Source organism: Longimicrobium sp. (genome assembly GCF_036387355.1).
In the GTDB taxonomy this organism is placed as follows: domain Bacteria; phylum Gemmatimonadota; class Gemmatimonadetes; order Longimicrobiales; family Longimicrobiaceae; genus Longimicrobium.
Map to the genome: position 1 here is coordinate 1 of NZ_DASVTX010000442.1, position 16,121 is coordinate 16,121.

The 16,121-nt window shown below is 66.0% G+C and carries 18 protein-coding genes and 1 pseudogene; 8 read left to right on the plus strand and 11 right to left on the minus strand.

The features are described 5' to 3' along the window. From VF665_RS19265 to VF665_RS19295, 7 genes are all read left to right on the plus strand, one after another. Nucleotides 1–1,215 (plus strand): menaquinone biosynthesis decarboxylase (locus tag VF665_RS19265; protein WP_331055087.1); only part of this gene is annotated, 1,215 nt, incomplete at its 5' end. Nucleotides 1,216–1,430: 215 nt separating this feature from the next. Further along, nucleotides 1,431–1,865: a hypothetical protein gene (locus tag VF665_RS19270; protein WP_331055088.1), complete on the plus strand. Its 435-nt coding sequence runs from the start codon at nt 1,431–1,433 to the stop codon at nt 1,863–1,865. Then, nucleotides 1,852–2,757, plus strand: coding sequence for a UbiA-like polyprenyltransferase (locus VF665_RS19275; protein ID WP_331055089.1), 906 nt, complete (start codon nt 1,852–1,854; stop codon nt 2,755–2,757). Before VF665_RS19270 ends, VF665_RS19275 begins: the two co-directional genes overlap by 14 nt. Continuing rightward, nucleotides 2,754–3,368, plus strand: coding sequence for a flavin prenyltransferase UbiX (locus tag VF665_RS19280; protein WP_331055090.1), 615 nt, complete (start codon nt 2,754–2,756; stop codon nt 3,366–3,368). Before VF665_RS19275 ends, VF665_RS19280 begins: the two co-directional genes overlap by 4 nt. A gap of 243 nt (nt 3,369–3,611) precedes the next feature. Beyond that, entirely contained in the window at nt 3,612–4,094 is a 483-nt protein-coding gene (locus VF665_RS19285) for a metallophosphoesterase family protein (RefSeq protein WP_331055091.1), read from the plus strand. A 34-nt stretch (nt 4,095–4,128) separates the two neighbouring features. Next, nucleotides 4,129–5,679 carry a M20/M25/M40 family metallo-hydrolase gene (locus tag VF665_RS19290; RefSeq protein WP_331055092.1) on the plus strand — a complete coding sequence of 517 codons (1,551 nt, stop codon included), beginning with the start codon at nt 4,129–4,131 and terminating at the stop codon, nt 5,677–5,679. Between the two features lie 67 nt (nt 5,680–5,746). Further along, entirely contained in the window at nt 5,747–7,357 is a 1,611-nt protein-coding gene (locus VF665_RS19295) for a M20/M25/M40 family metallo-hydrolase (RefSeq protein ID WP_331055093.1), read from the plus strand. 144 nt (nt 7,358–7,501) lie between these two features. Here the strand turns inward: VF665_RS19295 and VF665_RS19300 are convergent, their stop codons facing one another. The 10 genes and pseudogenes from VF665_RS19300 to VF665_RS25955 all read right to left on the minus strand — a co-directional run. Next, nucleotides 7,502–7,735, minus strand: a complete 234-nt coding sequence (locus VF665_RS19300) for a DUF433 domain-containing protein (RefSeq protein WP_331055094.1) — start codon at nt 7,733–7,735, stop codon at nt 7,502–7,504. A gap of 135 nt (nt 7,736–7,870) precedes the next feature. Beyond that, nucleotides 7,871–8,140 carry a hypothetical protein gene (locus VF665_RS19305; protein WP_331055095.1) on the minus strand — a complete coding sequence of 90 codons (270 nt, stop codon included), beginning with the start codon at nt 8,138–8,140 and terminating at the stop codon, nt 7,871–7,873. A 71-nt stretch (nt 8,141–8,211) separates the two neighbouring features. Further along, entirely contained in the window at nt 8,212–8,565 is a 354-nt protein-coding gene (locus VF665_RS19310; protein WP_331055096.1) for a hypothetical protein, read from the minus strand. Between the two features lie 137 nt (nt 8,566–8,702). Next, nucleotides 8,703–9,875: a serine hydrolase domain-containing protein gene (locus VF665_RS19315; RefSeq protein ID WP_331055097.1), complete on the minus strand. Its 1,173-nt coding sequence runs from the start codon at nt 9,873–9,875 to the stop codon at nt 8,703–8,705. A 230-nt stretch (nt 9,876–10,105) separates the two neighbouring features. Continuing rightward, entirely contained in the window at nt 10,106–10,474 is a 369-nt protein-coding gene (locus VF665_RS19320; protein ID WP_331055098.1) for a hypothetical protein, read from the minus strand. Between the two features lie 455 nt (nt 10,475–10,929). Beyond that, nucleotides 10,930–11,616 (minus strand): class I SAM-dependent methyltransferase, encoded by a 687-nt coding sequence (locus VF665_RS19325; protein WP_331055099.1) that lies wholly within the window; start codon nt 11,614–11,616, stop codon nt 10,930–10,932. Between the two features lie 192 nt (nt 11,617–11,808). Next, the gene (locus VF665_RS19330) at nt 11,809–12,093 is read right to left on the minus strand and encodes a hypothetical protein (protein WP_331055100.1); all 285 of its coding nucleotides are present in this window, start codon (nt 12,091–12,093) and stop codon (nt 11,809–11,811) included. A 45-nt stretch (nt 12,094–12,138) separates the two neighbouring features. Beyond that, entirely contained in the window at nt 12,139–12,633 is a 495-nt protein-coding gene (locus VF665_RS19335) for a hypothetical protein (protein ID WP_331055101.1), read from the minus strand. A 199-nt stretch (nt 12,634–12,832) separates the two neighbouring features. Beyond that, complete coding sequence (locus tag VF665_RS19340) at nt 12,833–13,033, minus strand: hypothetical protein (RefSeq protein ID WP_331055102.1); 201 nt, start codon at nt 13,031–13,033, stop codon at nt 12,833–12,835. Next, nucleotides 13,008–13,238 (minus strand): annotated as a pseudogene (locus VF665_RS25955) (SMODS domain-containing nucleotidyltransferase); the annotation flags it as partial. The pseudogene VF665_RS25955 and the gene VF665_RS19340, both read right to left, overlap by 26 nt. 564 nt (nt 13,239–13,802) lie before the next feature. Between VF665_RS25955 and VF665_RS19345 the strand changes: the two are divergent. Then, complete coding sequence (locus VF665_RS19345) at nt 13,803–13,976, plus strand: hypothetical protein (RefSeq protein ID WP_331055103.1); 174 nt, start codon at nt 13,803–13,805, stop codon at nt 13,974–13,976. 450 nt (nt 13,977–14,426) lie between these two features. Here the strand turns inward: VF665_RS19345 and VF665_RS19350 are convergent, their stop codons facing one another. Further along, entirely contained in the window at nt 14,427–15,785 is a 1,359-nt protein-coding gene (locus VF665_RS19350) for a hypothetical protein (protein ID WP_331055104.1), read from the minus strand. Nucleotides 15,786–16,121: the final 336 nt, after the last annotated feature.

Consider the following 16,121-nt stretch of genomic DNA (forward strand, 5'->3'; position numbering starts at 1 on the left):
CGCATCGCCGACCTCATCAAGCCCGAGATCCCCAAGGGGCTGTGGGGCAAGATGCAGATGCTCCCCAAGCTGGTGGAACTGACGAAGGTGCCGCCGCGGCCGTTCAAGGGGAGCCCGCCCTGCCAGGAGGTGGTGCTGCACGAGGGCGAGTTCGACCTCACCAGGCTTCCGGTGCTCAAGACGTGGCCGGACGACGGCGGGCCGTTCATCACCCTGCCCATGGTCATCACCTCGGACCCGGAGACGGGGATCCAGAACATCGGCATGTACCGCATGCAGGTGTTCGGGCCCACGACCACCGGGATGCACTGGCAGCAGCACAAGGGCGGGGCGGGGCACTACCGGGCGTGGAAGCGCGGCCCGGGCGGGCGCATGCCGGTCGTCGTGGCCATCGGCGGCGACCCGGCCACCATGTACACGCCCAGCGCGCCCCTTCCGCCGGGGATCGACGAGTACCTGTTCGGCGGCTTTCTGCGCCGCGAGCCGGTGTACACCGCCAGGGCCGTCACCTGCGACCTCACCATCCCCGCGCAGGCGGAGATCGTGCTGGAGGGGTACGTGGATACGGACGAGGACCTGGCCATCGAGGGCCCGTTCGGCGACCACACCGGCTTTTACACGCTGGAGGACCGGTACCCCGTCTTTCACGTGACCACGGTGACCATGCGCGCCGATCCGGTGTATCCGGCCACGCTGGTGGGGCGCCCGCCGGTGGAGGACGTGTACCTGGGCGGCGCCACGGAGCGCATGTTCCTGCCCCTGGCGCGGCTCACGATCCCGGAGATCGTGGACTACCACATGCCGCCGGAGGGCGTGTTCCACAACCTGGTGTTCGTCAGCATCCGTAAGGAGTATCCGGGGCAGGCGTACAAGGTGATGAACGGGTTGTGGGGGCTGGGGCTCATGTCGCTGGCCAAGGTCATCGTGGTGGTGGACGAGTGGATCGACGTGCGCAACACGCAGGAGGCGTGGTGGTACGCGCTGGGAAACATCGATCCGGAGCGCGACGTGCGCTTTGGCAAGGGCCCGGTGGACGACCTGGACCACGCGTCGCAGATCCCGTCGTTCGGCAGCAAGATGGGGATTGACGGGACGCGGAAGTGGAAGGAAGAGGGTTTTGTGCGCGAGTGGCCGGAGATGATCGAGATGTCGCCCGAGATCAAGGCGCGCATCGACCGCCTCTGGCCCGCCCTGGGCATCCGCCCGGTGGACTGAGGCGGCGTTCCGCGCGCCATAGACGAGGAGTCGCATGTCGCTGAAACAGAGCCGGAGCGATTGGCCTGTCGTAAAGGGCCAAGTCGGAGATCTGGAGTCGAACCCGTACGAGCACCTCACTCCTGAGCAGCGGGTGGGGATGGTTTGGGAACTCACCCACGCTGCTTGGGCCTTCATGGGGCACCCGGATGTTGATCCAACACTACAGAGACATATTGCACGAGTTGTCCGTAGCGGAAGCTGAGTACCTGCTGGTAGGTGCGTATGCGGTTGCAACTCATGTGATTCCCAGGTCGACGGGAGATATCGATCTCTGGGTACGTCCTGAAATCGAGAACGCGCGGCGCGTACATCTGGCGCTCGCCCGTTTTGGTGCGCCGATCTCGAATCTGTCTCCGGAAGAACTGGCCAAGCCCGGCTTCATCTATCAGATCGGCGTTGCGCCGGTGCGCATCGACATCCTGACGGCCATCGACGGCGTGACTTTCGAGGAGGCTTGGCCGGATCGTGCACTGACCTCGCTGTTCGGAGTTCAGGTCCCGGTACTCAGCCGCAAGCACCTGTTGATGAACAAACGAGCTACTGGCCGCCTGAAGGATCTGGCGGATGTTGCGTTGCTGGAAGGAACGGAACCAGGTGAGCACACATAGACTGGAAGGGCAGCACATTCGGGGGCGGGGGCGGCTGGCGGACTACAGCAACCTGGTCAAGCTGCCGCACACCGTGTTCGCCATGCCGTTCGCGCTGGTGGGCGCCACGCTGGCCAGCTACCGCTACCCGGTAAAGGCGCTGGACATCGTGCTGATCCTGGTGGCGTTCACCTCCGCGCGCTTCGCCGCGATGGCGTTCAACCGCATCGTGGACCGCGGGATCGACGCCAGGAACCCGCGGACCGCCATGCGCGAGATCCCCGCCGGCAAGCTGTCGGTGGGGCAGGCGACCGCGTCGGTCATCGCGGCCAGCGCCATCTTCTTCGCCTGCGCGGCGATGCTCAACCGGCTGTGCCTGTACCTGGCGCCGCTCGCGCTGGGCATCATCCTGTTCTACTCGTACACCAAGCGTTTTACCCGCTACGCGCACCTGGTGCTGGGCTTTTCGCTCGCCATCGCGCCGGTGGGCGCGTACCTGGCCATCGCGGGCGCGTGGAGCCGGCCGGGGGGGGCGCTGCTGGCGCTGGCGGGGGGCGTGCTGTGCTGGGTGGCCGGGTTCGACATCCTGTACTCGCTGCAGGACATGGACTTCGACCGCGCGGAAGGGCTCAACTCCATCCCGGCTGCGATGGGTGCGCGCGGCGCGCTGGCGTTCTCGCGCGTGCTGCACCTGCTTTCCGCCGGGCTGTTCATCACGCTGGGGCTGCTGACGCCGGAACTGGGCGCGGCCTACTTTGTGGGATGCGCCGTGATCGCGCTCATGCTGGCGTACGAGCAGAGCCTGGTGCGCAGCGATGACTTTTCAAAGATCAACGCGGCCTTCTTCAACGTGAACGGGGCGATCTCGGTGGTGTTTCTGTTGATCGTGCTGGGCGAAAGGCTGTTTCGGTGAGAGTCGACGCCGACGCACCCATCACATTCGGCATCACCGGCGCGTCGGGGGCGCCGTACGCGGTACGCACCCTGCGCGCGCTGAACGAGGCCGGAGCCCGGGTGCGGCTGATCGTGAGCGGCTACGGGCTGCGGCTGCTCAAGGAGGAGTCGGGGATCGACGGCGTGGACGGGCTGCGCGCGGCGACGGGCGACTGGAGCAACGTGGAGTACTACGACGCGCTGGACCGCGGCGCCACGCCCGCCTCCGGCAGCGCCCCGTCGCGGGGCATGGTCGTCTGCCCCTGTTCGATGGGCACGCTGGCCAGCATCGCCGCGGGGACGTCGCGGAATCTGGTGGAGCGCTCCGCGGATGTGGCGCTCAAGGAGCGCCGCCCGCTGATCCTGGTGCCGCGCGAAACGCCGCTGTCGCTCATCCACCTGGAGAACATGACGCGGCTCACGCGGGCCGGCGCCACCATCCTTCCCGCGGCGCCGGGCTTCTACCATCGCCCGCAGAGCATCGACGACCTGGTGGACTTCGTCGCCGCGCGCATCCTGGACCACCTGGACGTGCCCCACACGCTCGGCGTCCGGTGGAAGAGCGGCGAGCGCCCGCCGCGCGAGGGCTGATCGCGGAGCAAACGGCAACAGAAGGGCCTCTAACAGAGACACAGAGCCGCAGAGAAAAGGGCGGGGAGGAGAACGTTCCGGTCATCCCCTCATCTTCCCCTCGTCTGTTCTCTGTGCCTCTGTGTCTCTGTTAGAGATTGTTCTTTTTTCCTTCGTTACCGGACTCGCGCTTTTTGCCCGTTCGCGTGTCATCATCCCGAACCCGCAGCCCCGTGACTCACCCGCGATGACAACGGCCCTCTCGTGAAGATCGGCATCATCAGCGACACGCACGGAATGCTGCGCGCGGAGGTGTTCACCGTGTTCGAGGGGGTGGACCACATCCTCCACGCCGGCGACATCGGCAAGCTGGACATCCTCACCGAACTCGAAGCTCTCGCGCCGGTCACGGCCGTGTGGGGCAACGTGGATACACTGGACATCCGCGCCCGCGTGCCGGAGGTGGCGCGGGTGGAGCTGGACGGCATCTCCGTCGTCGTCGTGCACGGCATGCAGTTCGGCTCGCCGTCACCGGAAAAGCTGGCCCGCGAGTATCCGGAAGCGGACCTCGTGGTGTTTGGCCACTCGCACCGGCCCGTCATTCAGCAGGTGGGGCACACGCTGGCGGTGAACCCCGGCAGCGCCGGCCGCCGCCGCTTCGGCGATCCCGTGGCAGTCGCGCTCGCGGAGATCGCGGATGGCACGGTCACGGCGCGCCTCGTTCACCTGGACCCGGACCGGCGCTGAGCCGTTCGACACCCATCTTCCGCCCGATCCGTCCGTGCGCCTTCGTCTGACCGCCGCCGCCGCGGCCCTGCTCGCCCTCGCCCCGACGGCCGCCTCCGCGCAGGGGCGCGACGCGGCCCGCGTGCTGCGCGCCATCCAGGAAGAAGGCACGTCCCGCTCGCAGCTTCAGCGGCTGGGGCAGGCGCTGATGGACTCCGTGGGCCCGCGGCTGACGGGGAGCCCGGGGCAGGCGGCGGCGCACCGGTGGGCGGTGGAGCAGTTCCGCGCGTGGAGCATCGACGCGCGCACCGAGCCGTACGGCACCTGGACCGGCTGGGAGCGCGGGACGCTCCACGCCGACCTCGTGGAGCCGCGCGTCCACTCGCTGCAGGCGCGTCTCCTGTCGTGGAGCCCGGGCACGAGCGGGCCGGTGACGGGCGAAGTCGTCGCCATCCCCCCGCTGCGGGACAGGGATGAGCTGCGGGCGTGGCTCCCCTCCATCCGCGGCCGGTTCGTGCTGGCCGGGGTGGAGCCCGCCACCTGCCGCCCGGTGGAGAACTGGCAGCAGTGGGCGCGTCCGGAAGGCCTGGCGGAGCTGGCGCAGCGTACGGCGCGTGCCGACAGCGCGTGGAACGGCGTCCTGCGGCGCATCGGCATCTCCGAAGGCGAACTGGTGAGCGGGCTTACGCAGTCCGGCGCGGCGGGCGTGCTCACCAGCGACTGGACGGGCGGATGGGGCACGCAGCGCGTCCACTACACCTTCGGCGCGCGGGCCCCGGTGCTGGACGTGACCTGCGAAGACTTCGGCCTGCTGTACCGGCTGGCGCTCCGCCGCCAGGGCCCGCGCATCCGCGTGGCCTCCACCGCGGCGTTCGCGGACAGCCCCGCGGTGACCGCGAACACCGTCGCCACGCTGCGCGGCCGCCAGCTTCCGGACGAGTACGTGGTCCTCAGCGCCCACTTTGACAGCTGGGACGCGGCCAGCGGCGCCACGGACAACGGGACGGGCGTGCTGACCATGATGGAAGCCGCGCGCATCCTGCGGACCGTGTACCCGCGGCCGCGGCGCACCATCGTCGTCGGCCTGTGGGGGAGCGAGGAGCAGGGGCTGAACGGCTCCCGCGCCTTTGCGGAAGACCACCCCGAGGTGGTGGACGGGCTGCAGGCGCTGCTGAACCAGGACACGGGGACGGGGCGCATCGAGCGCATCTCGCTGCAGGGGTTCAGCGGCGCGGGCCCGTTCTGGCGCCGGTGGCTGGCCGCCCTGCCGCGCGAGGTGGCGGAGGGGATCGAGCTGGACGACCCCGGGCTCCCCAGCGCGGGGTCCAGCGACCACTCGTCCTTCGTGTGCCGCGGCGCGCCGGGCTTCTGGCTGCTCTCCAGGTCGTGGGATTACGGGACGTACACCTGGCACACCGACCGCGACACGTACGACAAGGTGGCCTGGGACGACGTGCGCCGGAACGCCGTGCTGATCGCCATGCTCGCGTGGCAGGCGGCGGAAGACGGCCGCGTCCCCCGCACCCGGCGCGATCTGCCGGCCGGCGCCAACGGGCAGCCGGGGCAGTGGCCCGCGTGCCAGCCGCCCCGGCGCGAGCTGAAGTAGCGGTACCCATCCGCCGCCCCCGCGCGGCCCCGCCGGAACGTCCGGCATTCACCCTGGAGACGAGTTGATGAACAGAACCGTACTGGCCGCTCTGGGCGCCGCGGCGGTGATGGCCGCCCCGGCGGCCGCGCAGACGCAGCCCGCCGCCCCCGCGACGCCCCCGCCGCTGCCGCAGTGGACCAGCAACGACCGCGTGCTGCAGGCCATCTGGAACGAGGGGATGAACAACTCGCAGCTGCAGGCGCTGGGTCAGCCGTTCATGGACTCCATCGGCCCGCGGCTTACGGCCACGCCGGAGATGGAAGCCGCGCAGCGCTGGGCTGTCGCGCAGTACCAGCAGTGGGGCATTCCCGCGCGCGCCGAACGGTACGGCACCTGGCGCGGATGGAAGCGCGGCTACACGCACGTGGACCTGCTCACGCCGCGGGTGCGCTCGCTGGAAGGGCAGATGCTGGCGTGGAGCCCGGGCACGCAGGCGCCTGTCACCGGCGGCGTGGTGATGCTCCCCGAGCTTGCGGACAGCGCGGCGTTCGGCGCGTGGCTGCCCAGCGTGCGCGGCAAGTTCGTGATGATCTCGTTCCCGCAGCCCACCTGCCGCCCGGACGAGAACTGGCAGCGCTGGGCGGTGCCGGCGGACTTTGAGCGCATGCGCATCGAGCGCCAGGCGGCGCAGGCGGCGTGGAACAGCCGGCTGACCCGCGCGGGCGTGTCGTCGCGCGACCTGCCCGTGCGGCTGGAGCAGGCGGGCGCGGCGGGCGTGGTGACCAACCTGTGGTCGCAGGGGTGGGGCGTAGACAAGATCTTCAACGCCCGCACCCGCCAGGTGCCCACCATTGACCTGAGCTGCGAGGACTACGGCCTGGTGGCGCGCCTGGCCATGAACGGCGATGCCCCCACGCTGCGGCTGGACGCGCGCGCCGAGATGCTGGGCGACGAGGTGCCGGTGAGCAACGTGCTGGCCGAGGTGCGCGGCCGCCGCCGGCCCAACGAGTACATCATGCTCAGCGCCCACTTCGATTCGTGGGACGGCGGCACCGGCGCCACGGACAACGCCACCGGCACGCTGGTGATGATGGAAGCCATGCGCATCCTGCGGAAGGTGTATCCGCAGCCCAACCGCACCATCCTGAGCGGCCACTGGAGCGGCGAAGAGCAGGGGCTGGTGGGGTCGCGCGCCTTTGCGGCGGACCACCCGGAGGTGGTGCGCGGGCTGCACGTGCTGTTCAACCAGGACAACGGCACGGGGCGTGTGCGCAACATCGCCATGCAGGGCTTTACCGAGACTGCGCCCGCGTTCCGCCGCTGGCTGGCGGCCATGCCGGGCTTCGTGACCGACAGCGTGGTGGTGGATGACCCGGGGATGCCGGGCTCCGGCGGCACCGACAACGCCTCGTTCGTGTGCTACGGCGCGCCGGCGTTCGTGCTGAGCTCCACCTCGTGGGACTACGGCACGTACACCTGGCACACCAACCGCGACACGTACGACAAGATCGCGTGGGACGACGTGCGCCGGAACGCGCTGATGGTGGCCATGTTCGTGTACCTGGCCGACCAGGAGCAGAACCCGCTGCCGCGCACGCAGCGCACGGAGTTCCCGGTGAACCAGCAGACCGGCCAGCCCGGCGCCTGGCCCACCTGCCAGACCCCGCCGCGCTCCATCTCACAGTGGACCCGCTGACCGGCTGATCCTCGGATGACGAAGCCCCCGCCCGGCACAGCGCCGGGCGGGGGCTTTTTCGCATGTCGGGGACCGGAGGGGAAGTGATCCGTACGCGCCGTGTGCTCCGGCAACTCGTGCCGCAGCCGCTTGGGCACGCACTCGTCAAGCAGCACGCGCACCGGACACCAGCAAGTGCTTGGCTTCTTCCAGCACCGCGAGTGCCTGCTCGTGCGTCACACTCGGGAAATCCTCAAGGAAGTCCGCCAGCGGATGGCCGCCTCCGAGATAGTCAATCAGGCTCTGCACCGGCACACGCGTACCCACAAAAACCGGGGTGCCGCCCAGGATCTCTGGATCGCGATGGAACACGCTGCCCGGCCGCTGCATGTAGGACATGGCGCCTCTTTCAGCAAAGGACCCCAGCGAAGGTATACAGGAGGCAGACGGAGTGCCGGAGCGCGCCAGGGTGCCCGATGGACTGCGCGCGATTCAGCGGAGTTCGGTCGCGTTTCCTTGCTCCGCCACACGCAATCAACGAAGCCTCCGGGGACCGGATTCGACGATCTGCTCGACCCTGCCCTCCGTTTCGAGTTCACGAAGTAGAGCGACTACCCGATACTGCTGATTACTGGAGCTTGCTTTAGGGTAGTTTCCCCAGTCGAAGCCGCACGCCTTGAAGATTTCTGCCTGTTTGACACCTTCGCGGGAGGGCTGCGCCCGCGGAGTACTCGCCAGAAAAGCGAGAACGTGCGCCTTCGCTTCGGATCGGAGATGCTGGCCCCTTGCTTCAAAGCTGCTCATCGCGCGGCTCGCTGGTGAACGGAAACTCGCCCCTGCTGCGAGTCACCGCATGTGTTTCTTTGACCTGAGCGCTACAGGAGCCCTGCGTAGGCAAGACCCGCAACGAGAAGGAATGTGCCTGCAAGGGCACCGAAAAGAAGCGGCCGCCGGGCGGACACGCGCCGGACCAGTTCGGGTGTGAGCGCGACCTCGTGCTGGGTGCGCAGGCCCAGCGGGCGCAGCGCCAGAAACAGAACCGTGCCCACGATCGTCCAGACGAGACCTCCGGCCAGAGCCACCGCAGTACCTTGTCCGTGGTACCACAGCGTGATTGCTCGCTCCAGCCCAAAACCCACCGCGGCAGCCGGAAGCGCGTACCGGATCCCGAAGCGCACGACATCGCGTTGGCTACGGTTCACAGGTGCCGCATACTTCGGTTCGTACATGCACTCTCTCTAGCAAAACGTTTCTGGGCGACGACTCGCGTGGGCGAGCGCTGATCCGCCCAGGGCAGGGCAGCTGATCGCGCGGAGCGGCGAGCGGAAACGCCGCTCACCGCCGCTCGGACCCCACGGCGCCCACCTCATCGGAAGCTCGAAAACATGTCGTGCGCCGGGAATGACGTGGTCTTTGCGAGCGCATCCCAGAGCGTGGCGTCGAGTTCGGCGTCCAGGTTGCCCGTCCCGGAGCGGGCGTTGAACAGCGCGACCCACGAGAAGTTGTGGTACGAGCGTACGAGGAGCGCCGTCGTGCCGGGCAGCGATCCCCCGTGCCACCAGTTTGCGTCGGCCTGGGCCGGGCGCACCATCCATCCGCCCGCGTACTGGCAGGCACCGTTGGCACAGAGCGGAAAGCCGTTGCTGGTCATCTGCGCGACCAGTTCCGTGCTGAGGATGTCGGGGCGACTGGCGCGGCCATCCACGCCGGCCAGGAACCGCAGAAGGTCGACGGTCGACGAAACCCAGCCGCCGTGTGAATCCATCGCCTCGACGTAGAAGCCGCCGTAGTTGACGGGCACCATCCCCTCACCCGGGAACACGGACGGCACCATGGGCGCGGTCAGGCCCAGTCCGGGTTCCCCCGGCAGATAATACTTCACCTCGTCCGCGAGCGCACCGCTCATGCGCGTTCTGCCCTGGCGCGTGCGGATGGCGCCCACGGGCTGCAGCACGCGCGTGCGCACGTACTCCTCGTACGGCATGCCGCTCACACGCTCGATCACGCGGCCGAGAATGGCGTACCCGAAGTTGGAGTAGACGTGCTTCTCGCCGGGCGTGAAGTCCAGCGGCATCCCCTTCATGTAGCGGATGATCGTTTCGGCGGATGCGGGCGCGGGCGCGTTGACCGCGGCCGCGGCGATCGCCGGCCGGAACATCGGATCGAAGCCGCCGTTCGGCTTGTCGCGATCCCACCCCCCGGTGTGGTTGAGCAGCTGCCGGATGGTGATCTGCTCCCACCGCGGATCGACGGTCGCCCCCGGTGCGGGCGTGAGATGCGCGATGTGCGGCGCGACGCGGTCGTCCAGCTTGAGCTTGCCTTCTTCCACAAGCTTCATGATGGCGACGCCGGTGATCGGCTTTGACACGCTTGCGATCCGGAACAGCGCGTCAGGCTGCACCGGGATTTTGTTCTCTACGTCCGCGTAGCCAAAGCCGCGTGCGTAGATCAGCTTGCCATCGCGCAGCACGGCAACCGCGCCGCCGGGAACGGCGTACTTCCGCATCAGTGCGGCGATGTTCTGATCAAAGGACGCCATCCCCGGCACGGCGGCGCCGCTGATCGGGATCTCCGCCGGCTCCGTAACCGGAGGAGGCAACGATGACGGGTCCTTGGCGCACGCAGCGAGAGAGGCAGCTACGGCAAATCCGGTCACCAACGCTCTTGTCCTGATCATAAGCACTCTGGGATCACGGTAATGCGTGCGGAGCCCCTCAGGCTCTTCGGAATCCGGCACGACGGGGTGGGAGCAAGAGACTTCTCGCCCGTCTACGAGATGTTGAGCCAGGCTTCCGCTTCGCTCATCGTGCGGAAAGCGCGGTGCTCGAATCCGTTGATCTCGCTGATGATCTCCGCCATGCGGAACATCCCGTACAGTGCGTCCGCCGAGGCTACGAACGCAATGCGGACGCGCTGCGGGTTCCCCGTGGCGAGGTACTCCGCAAATGCGCGCATGGCGGCCGGGCTGGGCAGCTCCGCGAGTCCGCGTGCATCCATCAGGCGCCGGAAGGCGAGGCTGAAGCGCGGATCCGCATCCCGTCGCGCCAGGTAGTCCCGAAACTCCTGCTGGCTCAGGGATCCGCCGCAGGTTACACGAATCAGCTGCTGCTCGGCTACGATCTCGAACTCGATGCTCATCGAACGGGCGCTTCGTGTATCGGCGAGGGTTGCCGTGCCGGGAGGGGCAGGAACCGCGTGCCGACACAACGGTCACCGGCGCGGGGCCGCAGAGCAAGGGTTCTCTTCCGGCAGAAAACATGGGGCCTTCCTCACCGCCCGCGGCCGACCGTCAGCCGCCGCGCGGGGCTGCTTCCATCGGCGGTTGCCGGGCATGTTGGGCGGATGCGGAAACGGGGCCGAGAGCCCGGGCCCGATGTGCTTCACCGCGGGACAAAGAGGCGAGAGGGCCGGAACCTCCACGGAGCCGGGCCTATCACCGGTTCTACGAGCACCCGCGGAGCGCCATGCGTCAGGCCACTTCCTCCGACTCGCTCGCATCGCGCCCGGTGGTGCCGTGCGTGAACTGCTGATGAGCAATCCGCGTTCACCGAGGCGATCCCGGCGAGCCGTCCCGCATTCCCTGCGGCCGATGGTCAGGCGGAAGATACCGGCTTTTGCCAGACGAGCGAGTACCGCCACAACACGTGCCGACGCAGCACCGCCCCGGGCAGCATCCTTTCCGAAAGCTCGCGGATCTCCGCAATCCGGGGGTAGGCGTCCCCTTGGGCGTGTGCCGCCCATGCCCGCCGCACTTCTGGAGACTGGCGCCAGGTACCGAGATTGCGGCGGCGCAGAAGAAGGTTCGCCGGAACGGCGACACCGCTCAGCAGCCAGTCGGAGAGGGTGCTGGGTCTATACAGATCCAGAAGGAGGAGCACACCTCCAGGGCGAAGTGCCGCTCGGAGCTTGGCCCACGCCTCCCCGAGAGGAACATGATGCAGGGTAGCAATGGCCGCAATACAATCAAACGATTCGGCAGGGAAGCCGAAGCTGCGCAGGTCTGCCTGATGGTACTCGAGGTTCTGAATTCCTTGTGAGCGGTTGCGGGCGTGCCGCAGCATCTCGGGTGACAGGTCGACCGCGACAACGCGCCGGAAGTACGCCGCAAGGGCACGGGCGAAGGCGCCCGTCCCACATCCAACTTCGAGTGCCACATCCCTGCTTTGGGGAAGCTGCCGCAGCAGAAAGGGATGGTAGTGGCGGTTATGGTCCCAACGGCCGTCATCGAACGCCGCGAGGCGGTCGAAATCTTCTTGGATTTCCGATGAAGTAGCACGCATTCGGGCGGCAATGTAGGAGCGGCCTAACGAAGGGTCAGAGGTGGGGGGCCGCCGCCCAAGCCATTCGTGCGCCTGAAAAGATGCACGGCCGCATCCGCTGCAGCGGATTGTGAGGCCGTATACCAAGTCAGCGGTACTGCAGGAATGCGCCTACCGGTAGGCAACTGTCGGAGGCGGGCGAGAGGGAACGGCTCACTGACTCACCGGAATCGAATGGCGGGCCTTGGCTTCGGCGTAGCAAACAACGCACACGACGGCCATGCCGTTGAAGTCTCGAAAGGCATCCGTCATGTCTCCCTCCAGCTGAAACTTATCCTCACACTGATGACACCACGCCTGAAGGTCATTCAGATCGGTGCTGTTCTCAACAAATCCGGCAGGAGCAGGCCAGCCTTGCAACATGTGCTTGCAGACGACAGTAGAGACTCGCTCTCCGTGAGCCCCGCAGTTGATCAACATTGGCTCGGTTGTTGTCATGTGTCCGGTGCAGATGCAAGGCCCCGCATCCGCTGCAGCCGATTGTTAGGCCGCGATGGCGCGGTCGCTCGCGGGTCGCGTGAGCGCGATGAGTAGCGCCACGCCGGCGATGGCATCGAAGCACCGGACGCCCCAATCAGACGCATACCACATCGTTGCGCGGCGCTGCAGATCCGGATCCACGGAATCGCGGTACCCGACGGCAGCGATGTCGGCGAAGAGCGGTGATAGCACCGCACCCGTCACAATGCCGCTGATCACGAACGCCGCGAACGCGCCGAGCAGCAACGTCCGACGCCGACTCTTCCAGTTGGCGGCAATCGCAAGCAGAAAGAGCGCCCCTGTGATTGCCGGAGTAATCTGCCAGAACGCGCCGCTGTCGTATCCGTAGGCTCCGTCAAGCATGGCGAGCGACCGGGGCGGCGCGGCGCTGACTACGCGGCCAACAACGGCGAGGGCAAATACTCCAGCGCCGACCTGAACGAAGTAGCTGACTGCCAGCGCGATGAGGGTCAGGTTCGGCAGATGCTTCCCTCGCATGTCGACGCCTCTGGGTCGGAGAATCGGTTGAGTGTGTCGGCCAACCAAAATCATCCAGCAGCCTGACGACACAAGGGTCAGGGGTGCGGGGCCGACGCGCAAGACTTTCCTCCACCCGAAAGCATGCAACGCCCCGCATCCCCTGCAGCCGATTGTTAGGGCCGCAACTGCACCGGAATTTCACGCACGGGCGACGGTCTTAGCCGCCGCCGATGCGCTGCTGAGGACTTGAGCGCTTGAGTTCCTTGGGGAGGAACGCGTCTATCTCAGCATCTGAAAATGTCATGTCCCCCAGCTTCTTCAGCGCCTCCTGAGCTTTCTTGTACGCCTCGAAGCAATGCCGACTGGCCATTACCGATGTAATCGTCGTAACGCTTGTAAAGCGCACCAGGAAGCTCAAACACCATATCCAAATCGCTGAAGCCTTCAATCGCGGTACCGCGGCCGTAGGACCCCACGTAAAGACTATGTGAGGATTCAGACGACGTATTCCAGAAATCCGTATTCAGGCGCCTCGTGATGTTTTTGTACCGAAGGGAGATTGTCGCGCTCTTCGTAACTTGGATGTTCGTGTTGAACCGGCTGAACCACTCCGCGACTCCCATTGAGCAACCTCGCGTGTAGTGTGAGAGGCCTGGGCAAGCCCTGCCCACAAACCTCGACGGCCTGTGTCACCGCAACCGATTACTAGGCGGCGCTCGCGCCTAAGTCAAGCGACTGCTTCATTTCAGTTCAGAGGACGAACTACGTTAGGTTAGTTCCTCAAGTTCTTCTCTCAGCTTCAGCAACTCATTTGCACGTTCTCCTGCTAGGCGCGCCAGAGCGGGTGCCCATCCCTTCGGGGCTGGTCGATAGTTCCGCGTAGCCGGGTCAGCGCGCGTCCGGCGGATTGTATTAGTAGATACACCTGTTGCCGCCGCAATCTCGTCATCTGTCACAGCGCGTTTGAGGCGCTCCATCGCTTCAAGGAATTCCATGTGCACGGGTATTGTTAGAGTTGATAAAACAGGGCTGGTCAATCATATTAATACCCAGCAGGGATAAACGAAAGGCTGACCGCTCCTCCGGCAAGAAGACACGGCCAGCCTAACAACGGAAGGACCCGAAGGCCGCCCGCCCACCAAAACTGCCCTGCTGGACGGCCCGGGTCAAGAGGATCGGAGCGCACGATGTCTGACGACCCGAAGGACCCCACGCCCGCGGCCGCTGCGAACCCAGGCTACACCATCGTCAAGCAGACGAAGAGCCGCTGGTGGGAGGTGCGCGACCCGAACGACGAGCTGGTGTGCCTCACGGTATATCGGAAGGGCGCGAGAGAGGTTGTACGACGCCTCGCCGCCTGAGAGGAACCAAGCTGAAACACACGGCAGCCGCGGGGTGGTTTACCTGCGGCTGCCGCGACGCTTGCCCAGCGGCCTAACGACACAAGGGTCAGGGGTGCGGGGCCGGCGCGCAAAGACTTTCATCCGCCCGAAAGCATGCAAGGCCCCGCATACCCTGCAGCCGATTGTTAGGCTGTGGCCGCCGATTGGCTTCGGCCATCCGGCGGCAAGCAGGGGGAGAGCCGAGCTCCCCCCCCCTCGCCAGCACAGGTCAGTGGAGTGCTTGACTCGACCTCTGCTCGGTTTCGATGATGATGACATGGAGCCCACTGGCGTTCTGCTGATGCTTCCGCCCGTCCGCGATCGCAACCTGATCATCGTCCTGCCACTTCCCCCGCTTACCGCAGGTCTGACATACAAACCGGTGCCTGACCCGGTCCACCGAGAGCGAGTTCTTAGTCTTTGGCATTGCTAAATCTCCGGGCGAAATTTGATCGGGAAGGAGATACGCAGCCCTACTCCGCTTCTCCCGAATAGACTCTCCTCAGAGTCGCGGGCGTTGGTCAAGTCTGTCAGGTCGAGAAAGATCTCCGCGTTAACGGTGCTCGCCGCTTGAGCCGAGTTGCGGGCGCTCATCAGAAAGCCAAGGCCCAGGTTGTAGCTTGTCTTCTTGTCACTGTGTTCGGCGGATGGGTACACGTGCAGCGCGGCCTGATTCCGCTCGAAAAGGAACTGGAACACGTCTGCCGCGACTCGTATCTTAGTGAGTCCGCTCTTGTAGTCCCCTTGGTACGCGGTGTACTTGGTCTCTGCGAAGCGTGCGGCAGAGTCGGAGCCGAAAGTCCGGCGCTCCGTGATCTCGACTTTGTCTAGATCGCTCAGATTATGGGATTGCGAGACGCTGGCCGATACCGACCAGAAACGGGACTCAAAGGGCCAATTGGAGAAGTGATACCGCGAATAGCGCAGGCCGACAGAGTGCGTGGCGTAAGAGCCCTTGCTGACTTGGCTTTCTATTGCGGCGCCGGGGTCAAACAGGCGGAAGGCAGTGTTTTCAACCGAGTACTCCAGCGAGAGCCACGCTAAGGTGAAACCTGTCACGTCAAGGCTGTCCCGCGCCTGACGTCGCCGCGTGTCCAGCAGGCGCTCCAGGTCCATCCGGATCTGGGCGGTATCTGCGTCGGGTTCGGCGCTTCGGAGAGCAATTTCGTCGGTAATTTTGTCGAGTTCGACACCGAGGCTGTCCAGTCGAAGCTCATAGCTCCTGATCGGCAGCGTGTCTCGCGCGGCGGCAGGCTGCTGCTGCAGTGAGCCGCGTGTGGCGGTGAGCCGGCGCCGCAGCGAGTCCCGTGCCGCCTCCATTTCGCGTTTCCGTAGCACGAGTCGGTGGTTCTGTAGCGCACGCACCGCTGAGGGGAAATTCTGCCTCAACTCGACCATCCGCAGGTCGTGCGCGCGCTGGAGCGAGATCAACGTGTCTCGGTAGCGAAAGCAGGAGCCGCGGTCCCACCGTAGCTGCGTGCCGCCGCGCCGGAGCAGATGAAGCTGCGCGCCGGCAGCCAAGCGCGGGGTAAAGTCGTTGCCCCGAAGGATCGGCACAACCCCGTCACTCGCCCCGCCCGTAACACGTGTACCCAGCACCGCCCCACCAGAGAATATAGTGGTCCCTGCGAAGGTGGCGGTGCCGTCTTTAAGGTCTAGCGATGCGAAGTTGCCGAGCACCGCGCCCGTCTCGTTGCTGACCAAGCTCGCAAAGTGGCGACTAATCAGCGTCTCATAGTATTCCTTCGGCAATCCTTTGGATTTACACATCTCGGGATCGAGTTGCACCGAGAGATCCTGCGCGGCCACAGTCCCAGCTGTGGCCCAAATCATCATGACTACTACGGAGGAGCAGATCCACCGGATGAGTCTTCGGGAATCGTTCACGCTTCGCATAGAGCGCCTTTCCTTCCCCAATGAGGTTGCCATCCATCGCCCGCGGGATACGAGCGGATACTCCTACTTCTGAATCGCGACTCAGGCGCGCTGAGTGCCAAGTCCTGTGAGTTCGGTGGGAAATAGTTAGAGATGACTGAATTCCCCGTGCGAGGAACTACTCTCCGACGCTCACTCATTGATCCTGAGGCCAATGTGACCAGCAGACGCCTGCCCTGGTTTAGGGGT